Source organism: Rhodococcus sp. K11/5 (genome assembly GCF_055193735.1).
The window spans coordinates 1,342,288-1,365,007 of sequence record NZ_CM143721.1; the positions used below are offsets into that span (position 1 = coordinate 1,342,288).

The 22,720-nt window shown below is 68.8% G+C and carries 19 protein-coding genes; 9 read left to right on the forward strand and 10 right to left on the reverse strand.

Going from position 1 to position 22,720, the window contains the following annotated elements; all coding sequences use genetic code 11:
- Positions 1–28: 28 nt before the first annotated feature.
- Positions 29–1,240 (reverse strand): PucR family transcriptional regulator, encoded by a 1,212-nt coding sequence (locus ACY466_RS06515; RefSeq protein WP_463252159.1) that lies wholly within the window; start codon positions 1,238–1,240, stop codon positions 29–31.
- A 385-nt stretch (positions 1,241–1,625) separates the two neighbouring features.
- Between ACY466_RS06515 and ACY466_RS06520 the strand changes: the two genes are divergently transcribed.
- Positions 1,626–2,576, forward strand: coding sequence for an acyl-ACP desaturase (locus ACY466_RS06520; RefSeq protein WP_463250833.1), 951 nt, complete (start codon positions 1,626–1,628; stop codon positions 2,574–2,576).
- Between the two features lie 22 nt (positions 2,577–2,598).
- On the opposite strand, the gene ACY466_RS06525 is transcribed toward ACY466_RS06520, so the two are convergent.
- Genes ACY466_RS06525 through ACY466_RS06535 form a run of 3 tightly spaced genes read right to left on the reverse strand, consistent with a single transcriptional unit; the run spans position 2,599 to position 4,247 of the window.
- The gene (locus ACY466_RS06525) at positions 2,599–2,925 is read right to left on the reverse strand and encodes a cupin domain-containing protein (protein WP_463250835.1); all 327 of its coding nucleotides are present in this window, start codon (positions 2,923–2,925) and stop codon (positions 2,599–2,601) included.
- A gap of 21 nt (positions 2,926–2,946) precedes the next feature.
- Entirely contained in the window at positions 2,947–3,450 is a 504-nt protein-coding gene (locus ACY466_RS06530) for a dihydrofolate reductase (protein ID WP_463250837.1), read from the reverse strand.
- Positions 3,447–4,247, reverse strand: a complete 801-nt coding sequence (locus ACY466_RS06535; RefSeq protein WP_463252160.1) for a thymidylate synthase — start codon at positions 4,245–4,247, stop codon at positions 3,447–3,449. The genes ACY466_RS06530 and ACY466_RS06535 overlap by 4 nt, the downstream gene beginning before the upstream one ends.
- A gap of 25 nt (positions 4,248–4,272) precedes the next feature.
- Between ACY466_RS06535 and cobF the strand changes: the two genes are divergently transcribed.
- On the forward strand, positions 4,273–5,019 hold the full coding sequence (cobF, locus tag ACY466_RS06540) for a precorrin-6A synthase (deacetylating) (protein WP_463250838.1): 747 nt from the start codon (positions 4,273–4,275) through the stop codon (positions 5,017–5,019).
- A gap of 39 nt (positions 5,020–5,058) precedes the next feature.
- Positions 5,059–5,925, forward strand: coding sequence for an Fpg/Nei family DNA glycosylase (locus ACY466_RS06545; protein WP_463250840.1), 867 nt, complete (start codon positions 5,059–5,061; stop codon positions 5,923–5,925).
- A 10-nt stretch (positions 5,926–5,935) separates the two neighbouring features.
- On the opposite strand, the gene ACY466_RS06550 is transcribed toward ACY466_RS06545, so the two are convergent.
- A complete protein-coding gene (locus ACY466_RS06550; RefSeq protein WP_463250842.1) occupies positions 5,936–7,519 on the reverse strand; it encodes a carboxylesterase/lipase family protein in 1,584 nt (527 codons plus the stop codon).
- 58 nt (positions 7,520–7,577) lie between these two features.
- Here ACY466_RS06550 and ACY466_RS06555 point away from each other — a divergent pair, with 58 nt between their 5' ends.
- The gene (locus ACY466_RS06555; protein ID WP_463250844.1) at positions 7,578–8,144 is read left to right on the forward strand and encodes a molybdenum cofactor biosysynthesis protein; all 567 of its coding nucleotides are present in this window, start codon (positions 7,578–7,580) and stop codon (positions 8,142–8,144) included.
- Between the two features lie 29 nt (positions 8,145–8,173).
- Here ACY466_RS06555 and ACY466_RS06560 read toward each other — a convergent pair whose 3' ends face one another.
- The gene (locus ACY466_RS06560; protein ID WP_463250846.1) at positions 8,174–9,655 is read right to left on the reverse strand and encodes a dihydrolipoyl dehydrogenase family protein; all 1,482 of its coding nucleotides are present in this window, start codon (positions 9,653–9,655) and stop codon (positions 8,174–8,176) included.
- A gap of 39 nt (positions 9,656–9,694) precedes the next feature.
- On the opposite strand from ACY466_RS06560, the gene ACY466_RS06565 reads away from it, so the two are divergent.
- Positions 9,695–10,447, forward strand: coding sequence for an SDR family oxidoreductase (locus ACY466_RS06565; RefSeq protein WP_463250848.1), 753 nt, complete (start codon positions 9,695–9,697; stop codon positions 10,445–10,447).
- Between the two features lie 10 nt (positions 10,448–10,457).
- Here ACY466_RS06565 and ACY466_RS06570 read toward each other — a convergent pair whose 3' ends face one another.
- Together ACY466_RS06570 and pgi are read right to left on the reverse strand one after the other, a co-directional pair.
- Entirely contained in the window at positions 10,458–11,741 is a 1,284-nt protein-coding gene (locus ACY466_RS06570) for a hypothetical protein (protein ID WP_463250850.1), read from the reverse strand.
- Positions 11,742–11,941: 200 nt separating this feature from the next.
- Positions 11,942–13,585 carry a glucose-6-phosphate isomerase gene (pgi, locus tag ACY466_RS06575; protein WP_463250852.1) on the reverse strand — a complete coding sequence of 548 codons (1,644 nt, stop codon included), beginning with the start codon at positions 13,583–13,585 and terminating at the stop codon, positions 11,942–11,944.
- 64 nt (positions 13,586–13,649) lie between these two features.
- On the opposite strand from pgi, the gene ACY466_RS06580 reads away from it, so the two are divergent.
- Positions 13,650–15,110 carry an NAD-dependent succinate-semialdehyde dehydrogenase gene (locus ACY466_RS06580; protein ID WP_463250854.1) on the forward strand — a complete coding sequence of 487 codons (1,461 nt, stop codon included), beginning with the start codon at positions 13,650–13,652 and terminating at the stop codon, positions 15,108–15,110.
- 45 nt (positions 15,111–15,155) lie between these two features.
- On the opposite strand, the gene ACY466_RS06585 is transcribed toward ACY466_RS06580, so the two are convergent.
- Positions 15,156–15,449 (reverse strand): chorismate mutase, encoded by a 294-nt coding sequence (locus tag ACY466_RS06585; protein WP_463250856.1) that lies wholly within the window; start codon positions 15,447–15,449, stop codon positions 15,156–15,158.
- 200 nt (positions 15,450–15,649) lie between these two features.
- Here ACY466_RS06585 and ACY466_RS06590 point away from each other — a divergent pair, with 200 nt between their 5' ends.
- Positions 15,650–18,127, forward strand: coding sequence for a UvrD-helicase domain-containing protein (locus ACY466_RS06590; protein ID WP_463250858.1), 2,478 nt, complete (start codon positions 15,650–15,652; stop codon positions 18,125–18,127).
- A 72-nt stretch (positions 18,128–18,199) separates the two neighbouring features.
- Here the strand turns inward: ACY466_RS06590 and ACY466_RS06595 are convergent, their stop codons facing one another.
- Complete coding sequence (locus ACY466_RS06595; protein ID WP_463250860.1) at positions 18,200–19,399, reverse strand: M23 family metallopeptidase; 1,200 nt, start codon at positions 19,397–19,399, stop codon at positions 18,200–18,202.
- A gap of 222 nt (positions 19,400–19,621) precedes the next feature.
- Between ACY466_RS06595 and ACY466_RS06600 the strand changes: the two genes are divergently transcribed.
- The gene (locus tag ACY466_RS06600) at positions 19,622–21,394 is read left to right on the forward strand and encodes a hypothetical protein (RefSeq protein ID WP_463250862.1); all 1,773 of its coding nucleotides are present in this window, start codon (positions 19,622–19,624) and stop codon (positions 21,392–21,394) included.
- A 159-nt stretch (positions 21,395–21,553) separates the two neighbouring features.
- Positions 21,554–22,717: an ADP-forming succinate--CoA ligase subunit beta gene (gene sucC, locus ACY466_RS06605; protein WP_463250864.1), complete on the forward strand. Its 1,164-nt coding sequence runs from the start codon at positions 21,554–21,556 to the stop codon at positions 22,715–22,717.
- The last annotated feature ends 3 nt before the right edge of the window (positions 22,718–22,720 follow it).

A 22,720-nucleotide genomic window follows, 5' to 3' on the forward strand; every position in this document is an offset into this window, starting at 1 on the left:
CTCAGGCCCCGATCGACGAAGTCGGCGTCTACGCGCTCGGCGAGATCGATTCGAGCTTGCGGGCCACCAACGCGGCCTGCAGGTGCCGCATCCCGGACGGGCGCGTGGGATCGAAGCCGGTGAGATGCGCGATTCGCTTCAGGCGGTAATCGACGGTGTTGGTGTGCAGGTGCAGCTGCCGCGCGGAGCGCTGCCGGTTGAGATCGTGATTGATGTGGATCTCGAGGGTCTCGAGCAGCTCGGGCGAATTGTCGAGAGGAATCAGCACCCGCGAGAGGTAGGCGCGTCCGGGACCGGGTCGCGTGAGCTGGTACTCGAGCACCAGATCCGTCATGCGGTAGACGCCGGCGGGCCGACGCAGCTGCTGCGCCAGGTCGAGCAGTTCGTGGACCTGATCCGATGCCGCCTGCACCTCGTTGACGGAGCTGGTGGCCACGGTCGCGGTCACCTCGGTGCCGGCGGCCGTGCCCATCCGGTCGACCAGGTTCTCCACCCAGGCATCGTCGCGCTCACCGGGGACCAGGATGGTGCCGCCCTCGGAGCTGAGCATCGACAGGGGAGACCGGCCGCAGACGATGGCCAGCTCGGCCTGGACCCGACGCAGTTTGCGTCGTGCGGACACGGCACGTTGCGCGGCCGGGTTGCTCTCGTCCGCGTGCGCGGCGATGGAGACGGCCAGCACGGTGTAGGTGTCCGCGAGCTCGATGCCGGACTGGCGGGCGACCGACCGGGCGTTGTGACCGCTGAGCAACGCGGTCACCACGGTGTGCGCGGCGGTGTGATGCTCGCTGGCGACGGCCTGCAGCTCGTCGACGTAGCTGGCGGCCGCGGCGGTGGACACCCGCTCGGCCAACGCGACGTAGGACTTGGCCGCGTGAACGAGGCGGGCGGCGTCACCTCCGGCCCGATCCACGGCGCGGTCCCACCCCGTCTGGATGCCCTCGTGGTAGATCCCGAGGACGGTGCGCAGCGGCACGCCTTCACGAGCCCACTGCGCGGCCTTCGAACCCAGCTCGGCGATCTGCTCCGCGGCGGGAACGCCGCCCTCGTCCACCGCGCCGATGGCGGAGGACAGGCAGCGAGATGCGAACTCGCCGACCTCGTTGCGCAGCTGTTCGCCGGCGAGCGGGCGCGCGACGTTGGGTGCGAAGTGACCCACGGTGCGCCGTGCGACGGTTCCGGGTTCGGTCACCGGAGCATCGACGTCGCGGAGTGCAGTCGGCGCGCGGCCGGCGACCAGTACGCCGGCCGCGACGGTGTCGGCGTCGGGTGCAAGAGCCGTGTTCTGCCTGTTCTGAACGTTCACGTGGGTGTTCCTTCCGTCCGCGACATGCAGTGGCCCCCCACTGCTGCGACGTAGCTCCTGGTGCCTTCACCCATGTTCCGGGCTTGCTTCTGGATCGAAAACGGGGCGCAAGTTCAGATTATAGGCCTATAAACGGTAAAACGTGTCGGTTTGGGTCGTGTCCCGTGATCGGACTGTGATTTCGACCATGGGCTCCGGTCGCCCATTGCGACTACTTCCAACATCGACGCAACCTGGTGCCGCCAGGATTTCGTGCGACCTAGCGTCGACGCTCGACGAATGTTCGTCCTCGTCGTCTGCCGTCCACAGGGGGTCCACCGTGACGCGTCCGCTCACTCAGCTCGAACTGCTCCGCGAACTTCAGCCCGTCGCCGAGGTCAATCTCGAACGCCATCTGTCGTTGGCCAAGGCGTGGAATCCGCACGATTACATACCGTGGAGCGAAGGCAAGAACTTCGCGATGCTCGGTGGCCAGGACTGGTCACCCGAGCAGTCGTCGCTGTCCAAGGTGGCCAAGGCGGCGATGGTGACGAATCTGCTCACGGAGGACAACCTGCCGTCCTACCACCGTGGCCTCGCCGAGAACTTCTCGATGGACGGCGCCTGGGGAACGTGGGTCGGTCGCTGGACGGCCGAGGAGAACCGCCACGGCATCGCGATGCGGGACTACCTCGTGGTCACGCGGAGCGTCGATCCCGTCGCCCTCGAGCGCGCCCGCATGGAGCACATGACGGTGGGCATCGACTCGCCGATGGAGGGAGCCAACCTCCTGCACGGCGTCGCGTACGTGACGTTCCAGGAACTGGCGACGCGGGTGTCGCACCGCAACACCGGCAAGGCGTGCAACGACCCCATCGCCGACGCGCTGCTCGCCCGCATCGCCGCCGACGAGAACCTGCACATGATCTTCTACCGCAACCTGTGCGAGGCGGCCATCGAGCTCGCCCCGGACCAGGCGATGAAGGCGATCGCCGACGTGGTGCTGAACTTCCAGATGCCGGGTCTGAACCAGCCCGACTTCCGCCGCAACGCGGTCCTGATCGCCAAGTACGGCATCTACGACCTGAGGCAGCACTTGGACGAGGTGCTGCTGCCGGTCCTGCGAAAGTGGAACATGTTCGAGCGCAACGATTTCGGGGGCGAGGGCGAGAAGATGCGCGACCTGGTCGTCGACTATCTCGCCGACCTCGAACAGCAGGCACTGCGGTTCGAGGAGTCTCGCGATCGCGCCCTCGCTCGCGAGCAGGCCCGCGAAGAGGTCAACGCCTGAGGGTTCTCTGCCGGCCGCGTTCTCACATGGCGACGGTCAGCAAGAACGTGACGTCCTCGACGGCCTGCACACTGTGGCGGGCGTCGGGGACCACCAGCAGGTCGCCGGTCGAGCCTTTCCACGACTTCTCGCCGCTCACCAGGGAGAGCTGTCCGGTGAGCACCACGATCGTGGACTCGCCGCTCAAGTCGTGCTCGCCGAGGGACTGACCGGCGCTCAGCGCCACGACGGTCTGACGAAGACTGCGCTGGTGCCCGCCGTAGACGGTCTGCGAACTCCGGCCACTGGACGCCGTCTTGGCGAGCTTGAGCTGCTGGCGGGCGAGCGCGGTCAGCGATTTCTTGTCCATGATGCGCGAGTATTGCGCAGTTCAGAAGTCTCGGCACGGGGAATCGCGCGTGTATCGGACGAATCGATAACGCAATCCGGATTTCGCGCTCATCGACCACGAACCGATGTCGGCGACGAAGTCGTCGGGCACCGCAGGTGCCACGGTGTCACCGGGCACGTCGAGATCGATCTCCGTCAGTTCCACCACCGACGCGTAGGGCATCGCCAGTCGGTAGATCTCCGCACCGCCCATCACCCAGGTGTCCCGATCGGTGTCCAGCGCTTCGTCGATGGTCGACACCCGCAGCGCGCCCTCCGCGTGCCACTGCGGGTCTCGGGTCAGCACCACGTTGGTGCGCCCCGGCAGCGGCCGGAATCGCGCCGGCAACGAATCCCACGTCCTGCGCCCCATCACGACGCGATGACGGCCGGTCACCTCACGAAAATGGGCCATGTCCTCGGGAACGTGCCACGGGATGCCGCCGCCGGAACCGATGATCCCCCCGTTGGCCTGCCCCCACACCAGTCCGACCCGAGCGCTCATACGGCGACGGGCGCCTTGATGGCCGGATGATGCTCGTAGTCGACGACCTCGATGTCCTCGAAGGTGTAGTCGAAGATGGAGTCGCGGGCCGCCAAGCGCAACGTCGGCGGCGCGAAGGCGGTGCGGGTGAGCTGCTCGCGCACCTGGTCGAGGTGGTTGTCGTAGATGTGGCAGTCGCCGCCGGTCCACACGAAGTCGCCCACCTCGAGCCCGGTCTGCGCGGCCACCATGTGGGTGAGAAGCGCATAGCTGGCGATGTTGAACGGAACGCCGAGGAACATGTCCGCGCTGCGCTGATACAGCTGGCAGGAGAGCTTGCCGTCGACCACGTAGAACTGGAAGAACGCGTGGCACGGTGCCAGGGCCATCTCGGGGATGTCCCCGACGTTCCAGGCGGAGACGATCATGCGTCGGGAATCGGGATCGGTGCGGATCGTCTCGATCACCTGGGAGATCTGGTCGATGTGCTCGCCCGACGGCGTCGGCCAGGATCGCCACTGCACGCCGTAGACGGGTCCCAGTTCACCGTCGGCGTCGGCCCATTCGTCCCAGATCGTCACGCCGTTCTCGCGCAGGAAACCCACGTTGGACTCGCCGCGGAGGAACCACAGCAGCTCGTAGACGATCGACTTCAGGTGCACCTTCTTGGTGGTCACCAGCGGAAAGCCCTCGGCGAGATCGAACCGCATCTGATGGCCGAACACGCTGGTGGTGCCGGTTCCGGTGCGGTCGGACTTGGGGGTGCCGGATTCGAGAACGTGGCGCAGCAGGTCCTCGTACGGGGTGGAGACCATCACGAGCGCCCAGCTTAGGCTTCCGGACATGAAGACGTTGCACGTGATCGGTATCGGCGCCGGGAACCCGGATCAGGTGACCGTCGCGGCGGTCAAGGCGATGAACACCGTGGACGTCTTCTTCGTCATCGACAAGGGTGCGCAGAAGCAGGAACTCGTCGACGTGCGCACGCAGATTCTGGCCGAGCACGTCACCCGCGAGCACCGGATCGTCGACTTCGTGGACCCGCCCCGCGACCGCGCGCCGAAGAACTACGACCGCGCCGTCGACGACTGGCACGACCGCCGGGCACGGGCACTGGCCGACCTGGTCGACGCCGAACCGCGAGACAGCGTCGGTGCCATGTTGGTGTGGGGTGACCCGTCGCTCTACGACAGCACGCTCCGCGTCGCCGAACGGGTTCGAGCGGTCGTGGCTCACCCGTTCGAGATCGCCGTCGTCCCCGGCGTGACCGCTCCGTCGGCCCTGGCCGCCGCCCACCGCATGGTGCTCAACCGCGTCGGCGAGCCGGTCCTCACCACCACCGGGCGGCAGCTGCGCGAACAGGGCGTGCCGGACGGCGTCGACGCGGCCGTCGTCATGCTCGATTCCGACTGCGGCTTTCGAGCGTTTCCCGAGTGGCACGTGTACTGGGGAGCCAATCTCGGCACTCCCGACGCCGTCGTTCGTGAGGGTCTGGTTCGCGACGTGGGCGAGGAGATCGTGGAGACGCGACGCACGCTGCGCGACCGCACCGGATGGGTCATGGACACATATCTGCTCCAGCGTCCCTGACTTGGCCATGAGCCGCGCCGCTGACCATAAGCTGGACCGATGCCGGAGCTACCCGAAATCGAGGCCCTCGCGGGGTTTCTCCGCGATCATGCGACGGGCGCGGTCGTCGGTCGCATCGACGTCGCCGCGCTGAGCGTCCTCAAGACGTTCGACCCGCCGGTGACCGACCTTCAGGGTCGCGACATCACCGGAGCATCACGGTTCGGGAAGCACCTCGGGATCGAGGCGGACGGCCTGTGGTTGATCACCCACCTGTCGCGGGGCGGCTGGCTGCGGTGGAGCGACAACCCCTCGTCCACCCCGCCGAAACCCGGTAAGGGTCCGCTCGCGCTGCGGGTCCACCTGTTCACCACGGAGGGGCTGACGCCCGCGTTCGATCTCACCGAGGCCGGCACCCGGAAACGGCTCGCGGTGTGGGTGGTCCGGGACCCGCAGGAAGTCCCCGGTATCGCCCGTCTCGGACCCGACGCGATGGCGGTCACCGAACCGGAGTTCGCGGAACTGTTGCGGCGCAAGAGCTCTCGACTCAAGACGGCGCTGGTCGACCAGCAGCTTCTCGCGGGCATCGGTAACGCCTACAGCGACGAGATCCTGCACACGGCGAAGCTGTCCCCGTTCGCGACGACGGCGTCGCTGTCCGATCCGGACATGCAGCGCCTGTTCGACGTGACGCGCTCGGTACTGCAGGACGCCGTCGACCGGTCCGTCGGGCAGGATGCCGCTCGGCTGAAGGGGGAGAAGCGGTCGGGCATGCGCGTCCACGCTCGCGCGGGTGAGAGCTGCCCGGTGTGTTCGGACACCGTGCGCGAGGTCTCGTACGTCGATCGCTCGTTCCAGTACTGCCCGACGTGTCAGACCGGCGGCCGGATCCTCGCCGACCGCCGACTGTCCCGCCTGGTCAAGTAGGCCCCCGGGGTCAGCGCTCCGCCGCGACCCGGAAGTCCTGCGACGATTCGTCGCTCGCCGCGTCGTATCCGGAGAACCCGTCCCACGCCGCGCGGCGCGCACCGAGCGGGTCGTTCTCCATGCGCGTCGTCGCGTCGAAGATTCGGGTCGCGCGGGTGGGTACCTCGAACGGCGCCCAGTCCGACGTCGGCTGCCCGGTTCGCGCGAACGAGAGCCACTGCGTCTGCACCTCGTCGGTGACCCGGCGGCTGCTGCTCCGGTCTCCGAGCAGGGCGAAGGCCTTCCCGACGGCCGCGTCGTACGCGCCGAACACGGCGAACAGCTCGGAACCGTGCGTCGCCTTCAGCCCCAGCAGATCGAAGAATCGCGTCGCGTAGTCGAACCGGTAGACGTACACCGGGGCGTACTCGGCGTGGGCATCGGCCATCTCCACCGACGGACGCCAGAACGTCAGGTCGCCACCGAAGTTCACCGCCGCCTCCGCACCCGGGTAGCCGTCGTAGGCAGCGAGGATACGGTCCTTCGCCGACGGGTCGGTGTTGGCGAAGAAGCGGTCGATGCGGTCCGGGTTGGTCGGCAACACGTCGAGCCACTTGGGGAAGAGCGTGCCCTCGTTCCGGTTGGTCCCGATGATCATGGGCACGCGGTGGGCGCGCCCCGATCGGTAGGCCTCGAGCGGTGCTTCCGGGACGAAGTCCTCGTCGACGCTCGGGCCGAACGGAATGAGCCCCGGCGTCTCGCGGCCGATCTTGGCGCCGAGAGCCCGACCGACCTGCTCGAGCTTCTGCGGCGTCGCGTCGTGCAGGGCACTCGCCGCGGCCGCCGTGTCGGTTGGATCCACGCCGAGGAGTTCGACGAACTGCGCGCCCCACAGCGTGCTGCGGCCGTTGGTGCTGACCATGCCGGGAGCCGAACTCTGCGAGATGGCCCGCTGGAACAGACCGGCCGCCGCGGGCACCGCCATCAGCGTGGTGATGGCGTTGCCGCCCGCCGACTCCCCGAAGATCGTGACGTTGTCCGGGTCGCCGCCGAAGGCGGAGATGTTGCGCTGCACCCACTCGAGCGCGGCGACCTGGTCGCGCAGTCCGAGGTTGCTGTCGAACGGACGGTCCGGCGTGGAGAACTGTCGGAAGTCCAGGTAGCCGAGCGAGCCGAGCCGGTAGTTCATCGAGACGTAGACGACGTCACCGCGAGTGACCAGCGACGTGCCGCCGTACAGCGACGTGGACGACGTGCCCACGGTGTAGGCCCCACCGTGGACGAACACCATCACCGGTCGTGGCGTGCGTGACGGCGCGGTGGGGGCGACGACGTTGAGCGTGAGGCAGTCCTCGTCCACGGACTGCCCGCGGCCGGGGCCGATGGGGTTGCGTCGGGTGTCCTGGATCGAGGCGTTGCCGAACCGCGAGGCGTCGCGCGTGACCGTCCACGGCTCGACGGGCTGCGGTGCCCGGAGCCGGAACTCCCCCACCGGCGGACGGGCGTAGGGAATGCCCCGCCAGTGCACGGTCCGTCGGCGTGCCACGCCCCGAACCGGCCCCTCCGCGGTGTGGACCACCGTGTTCACTGCCTGCTGACCTGTGTCGTCACCCATGTCTTCGGACTATACGGATCGCGTCGGACACCACTTCGGCGAATAGACTGGGGCCGAGATGACTTACCGATATCCCATAGAGATCGTCCAGTTCTTGGTCGCGCCGTCACATGCGTATTTCGGCCGCAGCAAGGACGGGCCGGCCGAGGTACCCACTCGCTTCCCCGATTCCGTCGACGTCGTCGCGACGAAGGGCATTCGCGGGGACCGCTTCTTCGGGGTGAAGGCGCACACGGAAGCGGCCGTCACCCTCTTCGCGATCGAGGCCTGGGAGGCCGCACTGGACGCCGCGCAGGCACCGGCCGTCGACGTCTCCGTCGCCCGACGCAACGTGGTGGTGCGTGGGCTCGAGCTCGACCCGCTGCGCGGTGAGGAGTTCGTCCTCGACACCGGGACCGGCCCGATCCTGTTCCGCGGCGGCCGCCCCGCCCACCCGTGCGGGTGGATGGACACCATGGTGGCGCCCGGTACCCGCAAGGCGTTGATCGGCCGGGGCGGTCTGCGCATCGCGCCCGTCGGCTCCGGCACCCTCACGCTCGGTGCGGGCGAAATCCTTTCGCCGGTTCCGCTCGACGCGGCGAGGGCGGCGGACTCGGTCCGCCGCGCCCAACCCCTCGGTACCTGACGCAGCCGCCGGTGACCTGACGCAGCCGCTCAGCTCGCCGGGTCTCGCCGCGCCTCTTCGAGCAGTCGGAGCCAGATCTCGCTCATCGTCGGGTACGACGGGACGGCGTGCCACAGCACGTCCAGCGGAACCCGTCCGACCACCGCCACGGTGCCGGCGTGGATCAGCTCCGCCACTCCCTGGCCCACGAAGGTCACGCCGATGACGGTGTCCGACGCGGAATCGATCACCATCTTCGCTCGGCCGGCGAAATCGTCCTGGCGCAGCGACGAGCCGGCGACGGCGAAGTCGATGTCCACCGCGCGCACGTCGATGCCCTCGTCGCGAGCCTGCTTCTCGGTGCGACCGACGGACGCGACCTCGGGGGTGGTGAACACGACCTGGGGAACCTGGCCGTGGTCGGCGGTGGCCGCGAATTTCCGGCCCGACACCGGCTTTCCGTCCGCACGGGCCGCGATCACCTCACCCGCCACCCTGGCCTGGTATTTGCCCATGTGGGTGAGCAGCGCACGGCCGTTGACGTCGCCGACGGCATAGAGCCAGTCGCCCGCCACGCCCGAGACCTGCAGGGCGTCGTCGATGGGAACGTACTCACCCGGCGTCGGCCCGCCGGGTACGGAATCGAGACCGACGTCGTTCGACGCGGGAGTGCGCCCCGCGGCCACCAGGATCTCGTCGAACTCCAGGTTCTCGTTCGAGTTCCCGCCGCCGATGGTCACCGTCGCGGGTCCGCCGTGGCGGTGGCCGTACCCGGTGTCGGACGCGTCGGGTCGGGAGACCGACGACACCTCGGAGTCGAACCGGATATCGGCTCCGGCGTCCCGAAGTGACTGCGCCACGGCCTCTCCCGCGATGTCCTCGGACCCCGAGAGCAGAGACGATCCTCGAACCACCATGGTCACGGCCGCACCCAGTGCGAGCAACCACGTCGCGGACTCGCAGGCCACGACGCCGCCGCCGATCACCAGTACGCGCTCGGGCACCTCGTGCAGGTTCGTGCTGTCGCGCGAGGTCCACGGCCGTGCGTCGCGGAGTCCGTCGATCGGCGGTACGGACGCGGTGGTTCCGGTCGCCAACACGACGGCGTGGCGGGCCGTCAGCGTCCGGCGGGTGCCGTCCGCGGACTCGACCGTCACCTCGCGTTCGCCGGAGATGCGCCCGTGCCCCCGAACGACGTGGATGTTCGCGCCCTCGGCCCACTCCACCTGCGAGGAATCGTCGAGTCCGTGGGTGTAGGTGTCGCGTCGGGCGAGCACGGCCGGAACGTCGAGGGTCTGCGTCCCGACGATCTCCCTCGTACCCGGCAGGTGTCGCGCCTGGTTCAGTACCGCGATCGGGAGAAGCAGGGCCTTGCTGGGCATGCACGCCCAGTACGAGCACTCGCCGCCGACCAGTTCGTGCTCGACCAGAGCGGCCGTGCGGTCGGACCCCTGAATGGCGTACTGCGCCGCGTTCTCGCCGACGGGTCCGCCGCCGATGACGACGACGTCGTAGGTGTCGCTTGCGGGCATGATGGGACTCCTTCGGGTTGGCTGACGAGAGGTGGCGTGATGGTGCGGCAGAAGATCCTGATCACGGGTGCGAGTTCCGGGCTGGGGGAGGAGATGGCGCGACGGTTCGCCGCGAAGGGCCGCGACCTGGCGCTGTGCGCACGCCGTACCGATCGTCTCGAGGCGTTGAAAGCCGAACTGACGCAGCGTTTTCCGTCCGTTTCGGTGGCCGTGGCGCCCGTGGACGTCACGGACCACGAGTCCGTCGTCCGTGGATTCGCCGCGTTGCGGGACGAGCTCGGCGGCCTCGACCGCGTGATCGTCAACGCCGGTCTCGGCAAGGGTGCCCGGATGGGGACCGGGCGCGCGGAGGCCAACCTCGAGACGGCCCGCACCAATTTCGTGGGCGCCGTGTCCCAGATCGAAGCGGCATTGCAGATCTTCCGTGAGCAGAGCGCCGGGCATCTGGTGCTGGTGTCCTCGGTCAGCGCCGACCGCGGACTGTCCGGATCCAAGGCGGTGTACTCGGCGTCGAAGTCCGGGGTGTCCGCACTCGGGGAGGCGTTGACGGCCGAACTGCGGCGCAGCCCGATCGCCGTGACGACGCTCCTGCCCGGATACATCGCGACGGACATGTCCGCCGGGGCGGGAGACGCGGGCCGGTTGCTCGCCACGCTCGATGCGGGCGTGTCCGCGATGGTCGACGCGATCGAGAAGGAAGCACGACGCTCCGCCCTTCCCGGTCCCACCTGGAAGGCGCTCGACATCGCGTTGCGCGTCCTGCCGCACGCGATCACCGACCGCATGGTGTGACCGGGCGGGGTCACCAGAAGCTCGGATCGAGCCCGTGTCGATCGAGTGACGTCGCCGTCGCGATGCGCATCGCGTCGCCGTCCACCGAGGGATCGGTGACGACGATCGACATCGTGTAGACGTCGGCGGTGCGGCAGAGGTAGGCCGAGAGCATGCAGGGTGATGCGGCCACCGACTCGGGATCGGTGACCGGGTGGATGGCGCGGGCCGCGATGCGGATGGCCGGTCGCCCACCGATGGTCCGGATGCCGTCGGGAAGGTCACCGATGTTGGAACACAACGCGTCTCGTCGTCCCGTCGACGGTGCCAGCACCGACGCCCAGCGTTGAGGGACCACGTGCAGCAGTTCGTCGGGGAAACCGGCGGGACCACGGAGCGGTGAGCGATATGCGGACTTGGCCCGGCCACGGATGTCACCGAGATGTTGCCCGCGTTCGACGCGTACCGCGGTGATGGACAGGCCGTTCGCGCCGCCCTGATCCTCGACCTTCATCGGCACGCCCAGCAGAACGGAATCGCCGCCGCCGCCGCGGAGTTCGTCGACCGCGGCCGCGACGACGGACAGGAACAGCACGTTCGGCGTGCCGTCGTCGGCGGCGGCGGTGGCCTCCCATCGGGCGGCGTCCACGTCCACCGTGACCGAGGCGGGAGCCCATCCCGGCGGAGGAGCGGCCGGCGAGGCCCGAGGTTCGCCACGGGAGGACGAGAGGTAGCGACGCAACTCGGTGCGTCGGGTCGGACGCACCGCCAGCGCGGCCGCGGCGACGGCACTGCGGCCGATGACCGTGGACAGCGTCGAGGCCGCGTCCGAGGCGTCGCTGGTGTCGAAGTCGGCGAGTCGGGACCGGGGGGCGTCGCGGCCGGACAACGCCGCCTCGGCCGCGCGAATGAGTCCGCGGGCGTCGGCGACGACGTGCGAGCAGACGAGGGAGACGACGGTGCCGCCGGTGTCGAGAGGGGCGGCCGAGAGCGACCAGCCCGGTCCGTACTCGGGATCGAGGAGCACGTCGGCCTGGCGGTCCGCCCACCGCACCGCCCGATCGGCGGTGGTGCCCTCGGTCCACCGCGCACCGGTGCGTCCGGTGCTGCTCACCCATCGGCGCCGCGCTCCCGGCACACGCGGGGTGACGATGCGCAGTCCGAGGGAACCGCGGGACAGGGCCTCGTCGATGGCGTCGAGCGCGTCCGGGGTGATCGGCTCGGCCGTGATCCAGACACCCTGCATGGCGATGGGGACACCCATCCCGCGATGGGTGCGGAGGAAGATCTCGTCGACGACGGACAGGCGGGTCATGCAGCGGTACCCGTCTCGAGCTCGGTCATGATTCGACGGTACCGCTGCCGCGCCCGGCTGTGGTCCCTCACAGCCATCTTCGCGGTGTGTCGACGGGTCTGTAACGCTCGGGCGCTTCCCGACGACGTTCACTGTGAGACCGCGGCATTCCGTCCGACCCCCGACCAGACGGAACGTCGCGGTCTCGTCATGTGTCGGTCCTATCGACCGCGCTCGCCTCGGTACCAGGCGACGAGAGCGCCGGTGGAGGAGTCGAGATCGTCCCCCGGCCCCGACGCGTCGGTGAGCACCGGCGTCAGCTCCTGGGCCTGCGTCTTGCCCAGCTCCACACCCCACTGGTCGAACGAGTCGACGCCGAAGATCACGCCCTCGACGAAGACCTGGTGCTCGTACAGCGCGATGAGCTGACCCACCACCGACGGGGTGAGCTTGGGCGCGAGAATCGACGTGGACGGCCGGTTGCCCGGCATCACCTTGTGCGGCACGATGTCCGCCGCGGTGCCCTCGGCGGCGATCTCCTCGGCGGTCTTGCCGAACGCGAGCACCTTGGTCTGCGCGAAGTAGTTGCTCATCAGAAGGTCGTGCATGCTCCCGGTGCCGTCGGCGGTCGGCAGATCGTCGGTGGGCTCGGCGAACCCGATGAAGTCCGACGGGACGAGCCGCGTTCCCTGGTGCAGTAACTGGTAGAACGCGTGCTGCCCGTTGGTGCCCGGCTCGCCCCAGAAGATCTCCCCGGTGTCGGTGGTGACGGGGGATCCGTCGGCGCGGACGGACTTGCCGTTCGACTCCATCGTCAGCTGCTGCAGGTAGGCGGCGAATCGGTTCAAATCGTTCGAGTACGGGAGCACCGCGCGCGACTGGGCGCCGAAGAAGCTGGAGTACCAGACTCCGAGCGCTCCGAGCAGGACCGGCGCGTTGGTGTGAAGGGGCGCCTCGAGGAAGTGCCGATCGATGATGTGGAATCCCTCGAGGAAATCCGCGAACGCCTCCCGTCCGACGGTGAGCATCACGGACAGGCCGATCGCGGAATCCACCGAGTAGCGCCCGCCGACCCAGTCCCAGAAGCCGAACATGTTGTTCGTGTCGATGCCGAAGTCCGCGACCTTCTCCGCGTTGGTGGACACGGCGACGAAGTGCTGTGCGACCGAGTCCTCGCCCAGAGCCTCGGTGAGCCACCGCCGGGCAGCCGTCGCGTTGGTCAGGGTCTCGAGGGTGCCGAAGGTCTTGGACGCCACGATGAACAGCGTGGTCGCGGGGTCGAGCCCGGCGAGGGTTCCCACCAGATCGGCCGGGTCGACGTTCGAGACGAAACGCGCCGAGATCCCGGCGTCCGCGTAGTGCCGCAGGGCCTGGTACACCATGACCGGGCCGAGGTCGGAACCGCCGATGCCGATGTTCACGACGGTCTCGATCTTCTTGCCGGTCGCACCCGTCCACTCGCCCGAGCGCACGCGATCGGTGAACTCGCCCATTCGGCGCAGGACCTCGTGCACGTCGGCGACGACGTCCTGGCCGTCGACCTCGAGGGTGGCGTCGGCGGGGAGTCGAAGCGCGGTGTGCAGCACCGCGCGGTCCTCGGAGGTGTTGATGTGCTCGCCCGCGAACATCGCGTCGCGGCGCCCCTCCACATCGGCGGCGCGGACCAGATCGAGCAACAACTCGAGGGTCTCGCGCTCCACGCGGTGCTTGCTGTAGTCGATGTACAACTCGCCCGCGGTGACGGTCAGCTCGCGGCCGCGCGACGGGTCGTCGGCGAAGAACTCGCGCAGATGACGATCGGCGATCTGCGCGTGGTGGGTGGTCAGCGTCGTCCAGGCGGGTGTGGTGGTGATGTCGGCACTCATGGGAGTCGAGCCTAATGCGCCGGAGCGCGTGTAGCGCGGGGTCCGAGGTGGGTATGCCCGGCAGATGACCGGCATGAACGAGACCCAGTTGATCGCATCGGTACCCACCAAGTTGTGGATCGGTGGCCACCAGGTCGACGCCGAGAACGGCGCCACCTTCGAGGTGAAGGACCCGTCGACGGGTGAGGTTCTGACCTCGGTCGCCGACGCGAGCCCGGCGGACGCGGTGCGCGCCCTCGACGCGGCGTCCGCGGCGCAGACGAGCTGGGCCGCGACCCCGGCACGCGAGCGGGGCGAGATCCTGCGCGCGGTGTTCGAGGCGATCACGGCGCAGGCCGACGACATCGCACTGCTCATGACGCTCGAGATGGGCAAGGCGCTGGCCGAGAGCAAGGCGGAGGTCAAGTACGGCGCCGAGTTCTTCCGCTGGTTCGCCGAGGAGGCCGTGCGCATCGAGGGCCGATTCTCGCAGGCCCCGGCCGGAAACGGTCGCATCCTGGTCACGAAGCAACCCGTCGGGCCGGTTCTCGCCATCACGCCGTGGAACTTCCCGCTCGCCATGGGGACCCGCAAGATCGGGCCGGCCCTGGCGGCCGGGTGCACGATGCTGGTCAAGCCGGCGTCGGAGACCCCGCTGACGATGCTCTACCTCGGCAAGTTGATCGCCGACGCCGGACTGCCCGAGGGCGTGCTGTCGATCCTGCCGACATCGAGTTCCTCGGCGGTGACCTCGCCACTGCTCGAAGACCCGCGGCTGCGCAAGCTCACGTTCACGGGGTCCACCGGCGTCGGTCGCATGCTCGTGGAGAAATCCGCGAAGAATCTGCTCCGTACGTCCATGGAACTGGGCGGAAACGCTCCGTTCGTGGTGTTCGACGACGCCGACGTGGACGCCGCCGTGGAGGGCGCGATGCTGGCGAAGATGCGCAACGGGGGCGAGGCGTGCACGTCGGCCAACCGCTTTCACGTGCAGAACTCGGTGCTCGAGGAGTTCGTGACCAAGGTGACCGAGAAGATGGCGGCCATGACCACCGGCCGCGGGACGGATCCGGACACCAAGCTCGGTCCGCTGATCAACTCCGACCAGCGCGACACCGTCGCGGAACTGGTGGACGACGCGGCGAGCAAGGGTGCGACGGTGAGGCTCGGCGGACAGACCCCGGACGGCCGCGGCTGGTTCTACCCGGCGACCGTGGTGACCGACGTCCCCGACGACGCGCGGATTCTCACGGAAGAAGTGTTCGGGCCGGTTCTCGCGGTGCGCGGCTTCGAGACCGAGGAGGACGGCATCGCGGCGGCCAACGACACCGAGTACGGCCTGGCGGCCTACGTCTACACCAAGGGGCTGGACCGGGCGCTGCGGGTCGCCGAGGCCATCGAGACGGGGATGGTCGGCATCAATCGAGGGGTCATCTCCGACGCGGCCGCGCCGTTCGGCGGCATCAAGGCGTCGGGATTCGGGCGTGAGGGCGGGAGCGAGGGGATCGAGGAGTACCTCGAGACCAAGTACATCGCCCTGCCCTGAGCTCCGGGCCGAGCACTCCGGGTCGAGCGGTCGGGCCGTCCTCGGTCAGTGACCGAGGCGGCCGCGGCCGAGGCGGAGCAGGAGCATGGCCAGAGTGTGGCCTTCCTGCCCGAGGTCGCTGAAGCGCTGCAGCACCTTCATCTCGCGACTGTGCACCAGGCGGGGACCGCCGGACGCCATCCGGGTCGCGCCGATCAGCCGGGACACCTCGGAGCGGCGCTTCACGGCGGCCAGGATCTCCGAGTCCAGGCGGTCGATCTCCTTGCGAAGCTCGTCGATCTCGGCTTCGGTGGTGGGGATCGCTGCGGGGTCGACCGCGGATTGCGTCGATGTGGACATCTCACTCCTCGAGTCGATGGTGTTCCTGCGACCTGATTGCGTCGACAGTTATTCGGTGCCGACTCACTGAAGTATGTCGGACGTGCTCGGGCAATCGTTACCGCATCGTGCTGCGGGTCGTCGTCGGCCGCGAACTCCAGTATGCGCCGCCCTCCCGCGCGGTCGGAGGTGTCGGTGTCCGCCGGTAACCTGGGCGGGCGATGAACACTCAGTCACCAGTACGCCGTGCCCAGTCCTCGGACTCTCTTCTGGAGGGCCTGAACCCCCAGCAGCGCGAGGCCGTGATGCACTCCGGCTCCCCGCTCCTCATCGTCGCCGGAGCAGGATCGGGCAAGACGGCCGTGCTCACCCGGCGCATCGCCTACCTGCTCGCGGAGCGCGACGTCACTCCCGGCCAGGTCCTGGCGATCACGTTCACCAACAAGGCCGCCGCGGAGATGCGCGAGCGCGTCGTGTCGCTGGTGGGCCCGCGCGCGAACTTCATGTGGGTGTCCACTTTCCACTCGAGCTGTGTGCGGATCCTGCGCAACCAGTCGGCACTTCTGCCCGGGCTCAACTCCAACTTCTCCATCTACGACGCGGATGATTCGCGGCGCCTGTTGACGATGATCGGCAAGGATCTCGAACTCGATCCCAAGAAGTTCTCGTCTCGTCTGCTGGCCACCGCCATCTCCAACCTGAAGAACGAGCTCGTGGGGCCCGAACAGGCCGCGCTCGACGCGGAGCAGGATCCGGCGGAACTCCCGACGGTCGTGGCGAAGGTGTACGGCTACTACCAGCAGCGGTTGCGGGCGGCCAACGCCTTCGATTTCGACGATCTGATCGGCGAGACCGTGTCTTTGCTGCAGCGGCATCCGGACATCGCGGAGTACTACCGCCGCCGGTTCCGCCACGTGATGGTCGACGAGTACCAGGACACTAACCACGCGCAGTACATGCTGGTCCGCGAGCTGGTGGGCACCTCCGCTGCACCGCAGGACGGTGCTTCTCAGGACGGTGCTCCACACGTCGGTGTTCCGCCGAGCGAGCTGTGCGTGGTGGGTGACGCCGATCAGTCCATCTACGCGTTCCGCGGCGCCACGATTCGCAACATCGAGGAGTTCGAGCGGGACTACCCGGACGCCCGCACCATTCTTCTCGAACAGAACTACCGGTCGACGCAGAACATCCTCACCGCGGCCAACGCGGTGATCTCGCGCAACACCGGCCGCCGCGACAAGCGGCTGTGGACCGACACCGGCGAGGGAGACCCCATCGTCGGGTACGTCGCGGACAACGAACACGACGAAGCCCGGTTCGTTGCGGGCGAGATCGATCGGCTCGTCGACGGCGGGGACCGCAAGTTCTCCGACGTCGCCGTGTTCTACCGCACCAACAACTCCTCCCGTGCGCTCGAGGAGATCTTCGTTCGCCTCGGTCTGCCGTACAAGGTGGTCGGCGGGGTGCGGTTCTACGAGCGCAAGGAGGTCCGCGACGTCGTGGCGTACCTGCGCGTGCTGGCCAATCCGGACGACACGGTGAGCATGCGCCGCATCCTCAACACGCCGAGGCGGGGGATCGGTGACCGCGCGGAGGCGTGCGTGGCAGTGCACGCCGAACGCAAGAACATCAGCTTCACCGCTGCTCTCGTCGACGCCGCGGCCGGCCGGGTCGCCCTGTTGAACACACGCGCGCAGAACGCGATCTCGTCCTTCATGGAGATGATCGACGAACTCCGCGCGACGATGAACGCCACCGACGCGGACGGGAACGAGGTCGCCGACATCGGAGACATCGTGGAGGCCGTCCTCGACCGCACGCGGTATCGGGCCGAGCTCGAGGCCAGCTCCGATCCCCAGGACGGCGCTCGCCTCGACAACCTGAACGAGTTGGTCAGCGTCGCACGGGAGTTCAGCGCCGACGCTCGAAACGCCGAGGGGCTCGACGAGGTCGACGTGAACGCCGACCTCGTCGAGGACTCCGCGGACAGCGCAGACGGCGAGCCCGACGACGGACAGCCCGAGGCCGGGTCGCTCGCCGCGTTCCTCGAGCGGGTCTCGCTCGTCGCCGACACCGATCAGATCCCCGACAACGGCGACGGCGTCGTCACTCTGATGACGCTGCACACGGCGAAGGGGCTCGAGTTCCCCATCGTCTTCGTCACCGGGTGGGAAGACGGGCAGTTCCCGCACATGCGGGCCCTCGGCGACCCGGTGGAACTGTCCGAGGAGCGTCGCCTGGCGTATGTCGGGATCACCCGAGCGCGGGAGCGTCTCTACCTCACCCGCGCGATCATGCGGTCGGCGTGGGGCCAACCGATCAACAATCCGGAGTCGCGCTTCCTACAGGAGGTCCCGCAGCACCTGATCGAGTGGAAGCGTGAGGATCCGGGCACGGGCGGCGGCACCTCCGGCGGTATCGGCTCCGGTCGGCAGCGCGACTGGACCAGCAACCCGCGTGGCGGCTGGTCCGGCGGTTCGTCACCGTCGTCGACGTCGCCGAGTTTCGGAAAGGCGCGCCCCACCAACAACACCCTCACGCTGGGGGTCGGGGACCGGGTCAACCACGACAAGTACGGGCTCGGCACCGTCGTCGAGTCCGACGGAACGGGCCAGCGGGCGATGGTCCTCATCGATTTCGGCACGTCGGGCCGGGTGAAGATGATGCTCATCGGCGGCGTTCCCATGACCAAGCTGTAGTCGACTCGGGAACGACGAAAGAACCCCGCACAGAAACTGTGCGGGGTTCTTCGCGTGTGTGCGGTGCCGGCCCTAGTCGCGCTCGGGGCCGAGGCTGATGCCGCGCGAGGCGAGCCAGGGGAGGGGGTCGACCTTGTTCTCGCCGCCCACGTGCACCTCGAAGTGGAGGTGCGGCCCGGTGGACTGGCCGCGGTTGCCCATCTTGGCGATCTCGTCGCCGGCCATCACGGCCTGACCGACCTGGACCTCGGACGAATCGATGTGGCCGTAGACGGTCACGGTGCCGTCGGCATGCAGGATGCGAACCCAGAGTCCGAAGCCGGCGGCCGGACCGGAGTCGACGACCACCCCGTCGGCCACCGCGAAGACGGGGGTGCCGATGGCGTTGGCGATGTCCACGCCCGCGTGCAGCGTGCCCCAGCGAGCGCCGTAACCCGAGGTGTACGTGCCGGCGGCGGGCAGGGCGAAGAGGGGGCGTCGTGCCTCGGCCTCGCGAGCGAGGCGCTCCTCGGCGAATCGCTGGCCCTTCGCGAGCAGTTCGCTGAACTGGCCCAGATCGACCGGTGCGGCGATGTTCAGAATCTGCGGTGCGGCCGAGTTGGTCGGTGCCGAGATCGGAGCGCCGGTCGAGGTGGCGATGGTGACGGGCGGGCCGGCCGGAGGGGCGCTGACGACGCCGGGGGCTTCGGGTGCCTCGGGCTCGACCATCGCGACGTCGGCGAGCACAGGAGCGGCGCCGGCTGCGAGGGCGTACTCGGACGTGTCGGTGCGCTCGGGTGCCGCCGCGGGATCGGCGAGTGCGGCCTGTCCGGCCGCGACGACGGCGCCGGCTGCCACTGCGACGACGGCGACGCGACCCTTCAGGGCGTTCGGCGGAGCCGGGATACGGTGCGCGCCGCCGGTGCGGACCGGGGTCACGTCGTCGGTGGCGACGACGCCGACCGCGACGGATGCGGCGGGGGTGATGCGAACGGGCGCGGAGAGGAACTGGCTCGCCGGGACCGAGCGGCGACGGCGGACGCCGTCCGTGCGGTCGGACCGGGCTGCCGAGGCGTACGCCGGAGTGGACGCGGCGTAGTCCTCGGTCTCGTGGTCGCGATCCCAGGGGGACGTGGCACCCGAGTTGTCCGTGATGTTCATGGATCCGGTGTCCACCAGGAACGACGCGTCGTCGGCCGGGGTGAACACGGTGTTCTCGTCGACGCGTGCGGCGGTGTCCGAAGAATTCGTGACGAAGCGGCTGTGCGTGAAAGGAGTGCGGTGGTGCTGCAAGAGCTGCCGTCCTCCTGATCGTAACCTGCTCGTGATGTGACTGGGCGACGGTAACGAAACGGTTGCAGCAGGCGCAAGCCAAACGCGGGATCCTGAGGTATATGTGAGGTGGCTCACAAGTCGACCTGGTGATACTTGAAGACAACTCCCAGTGGGTACACCGCCCGGCTCGACCACGGTTGCGATCACGAACCGCGGCTGCGTTCGTTACCGTCCTCCATCGTGACACCTCTCGCCGTGGCGCCCGACCCGCTCACCTCGTCGGTCCCGCCGGACCGTCGAGCGGCGCTCGTCGTCGCCGTCTCGGCGGCGGTCGGTGCGCTGGCCCCGATCCTCGCGTCCGTCCTCGCGGTCGCCGGCGTCGCGCCCGTGGTGAGCGGTGTCGGGGTGATCGGGCCGTCCACTCCGGCCGTCGTCGTCGGCACCGTGTTCTGGGCGATCGGAACCGCGGCCTTGGTGGTGGCCGCCCGTCGAGGCCGATCCGACGTGGTGGGCGCGGCGACCGCCGGTGTCGGCGCTCTCGCATTCGGTGCGTCGATCACCGATCTGCAGCTGTTCGAGGGCGCCATCGACGCCAATCGGCTCGAGTTGTTCAGACCCTCGACGGCCGCCGCACTGGACGCGGGATTCGGTGCTGTCCTCGTGACGGGGGGACACCTGCTCGTGTTCGTCGCGGGCGTGGCCGGCGCCGCCCTGGTGCGCCGTACCTCGGACGCCCCGACCGAGGACGACGTTCCGGTCGGTCGGCGCCTCCCGTTCCCGGTGGTCGCGCTCCTGATCGTCGCCACCGTGATCGTCGCCGTCGCGTTCGTGTTGCCCGCCTACACCTCGACCGATCCGGTGTTCCTGGCCCACGCGGTGGTGGACGGCCCGGTGCTGTTCTCGATCGGCAGTGCGATCTCGGCGGCTTTGGTGCTGATCCTGGCGTCGTACGCGCTCACCTCGAACTCCGCACCGGTCGCCGCGGCGGTCATGACGGGCGTCGGGTGGGCCGCCTCGTCGACGATGCTCGTGCGGTGGTGGGGTGCCGCGGGCGCCGGGGATCGCATCGACATCGGTGCCGGTCCGCGGTGGGGAGCGCCGGCCGCACTCGTGCTGGTCACGGCGGGCGCCGTCTCGGCGTGGGTGATCGGACGCAGTGCGACGCCGGTCGGCACCGGCGGTCCGGCCCGCCCGGTCGGTTCGGCTCGCCCGGCGAGCGGTCCGGGCCGTCGTCATGCCCTGGCCGGGGCACTGTCCATCGTGTCGGCCGTGGCGGTCGCAGCTCCGGCCGCGGTGGATCTGCTCGCGTTGCCGGGCGCGGAAGCGCCCGTCGTCTCCGGCATCCGGCTGACCGTCCTGATCGCGGTGATCACCGCTGCGACGTCGGTGCTGCTGTTGCTCAGCGAGTTCGCGCCGATCGCGCGCCCCGCTGTCGCGATGATCCTGTTCGCTCAACTGGCCGCGGCTGCGAGCGTCGTGCAGGCGTTGGTCCTGGCGGCGGGTATCGGCGCTGTCGGATTCGGACCGGGGGCCTATGCCCTGCTGCTGGGGATCGTCGCCACGGTGGCCGCGCTGGCGGTTCTCGTTGCCGCCGGCGCGGCGGAACGCGACGACATCGACACCAGCATCGAACGCGAGCCGTCGGCATCGTCGACCGCGGTGGTCGTGGGTGCGGCCGCCGTCGCAGCCCTGGGTGTCCTTCTCCCGGCCTATTCGCTCGGCGGGCAGGCCGTGGGATCGATCGCGACTCTGCCGTGGGGATACGACGTCTGGGGCCGCGTCGTCCTCGCGGTCGCCGTGGTGGCGGCGGGCGTCGTGGCCCTGCGGTCGCGGCCGGCGCGCGGAGCGTCGTTGTTGCTCGGGGCCGCGGTGGGTCCGGCGGTTCTGGTTCTGGGCGTGGCGCTCGTGGAGTCGACCGAACCGGTGTCGCTCCTCGTCGGCGTGTACCCGAGCGGGCTCGGGGCCGTGGCTCTGGTGGTCGCCGCAGTGCTGGTCGGACGTACCCGCCGGTAACCTCCGGCCCAGCGTATGTCCGTTTCGGCTCGGGTTCGGTGATCTGAACCACAACATCGCCGGGCTGTCGTTTGAGCCGCAGGCAGGAAAGTTACAGTGCCAAGTCGGACCCGCTCCTACCCCTCGAGCGGGCGTCAACGCAGACGAGATGGTGAGCTGATGGATCTCTTCGAATACCAGGCGAAGGAACTCTTCGCCAAGCACGAAGTACCGACGTCGGCAGGTCGTGTCACGGACACGGTCGCCGGTGCCACGCAGATCGCCGAAGAAATCGGCAAGCCTGTCATGGTCAAGGCTCAGGTCAAGGTCGGCGGCCGCGGCAAGGCCGGCGGTGTGAAGTACTCCAAGGACGTCGCCGAGGCCACGGCCAACGCGGAGTCGATTCTCGGACTCGACATCAAGGGTCACGTCGTCAAGAAGCTCCTCGTCGCCGAGGCCAGCGACATCGCGGAGGAGTACTACATCTCCTTCCTGCTCGACCGCACCAATCGCACCTACCTCGCGATGTGCTCCGTCGAGGGTGGTGTCGAGATCGAGGTGACCGCCGAGGAGAACCCCGACGCCCTCGCTCGCATCCCCGTCGACGCCGTCAAGGGTGTCGATCTCGCGTTCGCACGTGAGATCGCCGAGGCCGGCAAGCTGCCCGCCGAGGTGCTCGACGCCGCGGCCAACACGATTCAGAAGCTCTGGGAGGTCTTCATCAACGAAGACGCTCTCCTCGTCGAGGTGAACCCGCTGGTTCGCACGCCCGACGATCAGATCCTCGCCCTCGACGGCAAGGTCACGCTCGACGCCAACGCCGACTTCCGTCAGGAAGGCCACGCTGCGTTCGAGGACGCCGACGCGGCCGATCCCCTTGAGGCGAAGGCGAAGGAGAACGACCTCAACTACGTCAAGCTCGACGGTCAGGTCGGCATCATCGGAAACGGTGCCGGACTGGTCATGTCGACCCTCGACGTCGTCGCGTACGCCGGCGAGGCGCACGGTGGCGTCAAGCCCGCCAACTTCCTCGACATCGGTGGCGGCGCCTCGGCCGAGGTCATGGCCAACGGTCTCGACGTCATCCTGGGCGACGATCAGGTCAAGAGCGTCTTCGTGAACGTCTTCGGCGGCATCACCGCGTGCGACGCGGTGGCCAACGGCATCGTCGGCGCGCTGAAGAAGCTGGGCGACGACGCCAACAAGCCGCTGGTGGTCCGCCTCGACGGCAACAAGGTCGACGAGGGCCGCAAGATTCTCGCCGATGCTGCGCACCCCTTGGTGACGCTGGCCGAAACCATGGACGAAGGCGCCGACAAGGCCGCCGAGCTGGCTGCGAAGTAAGGG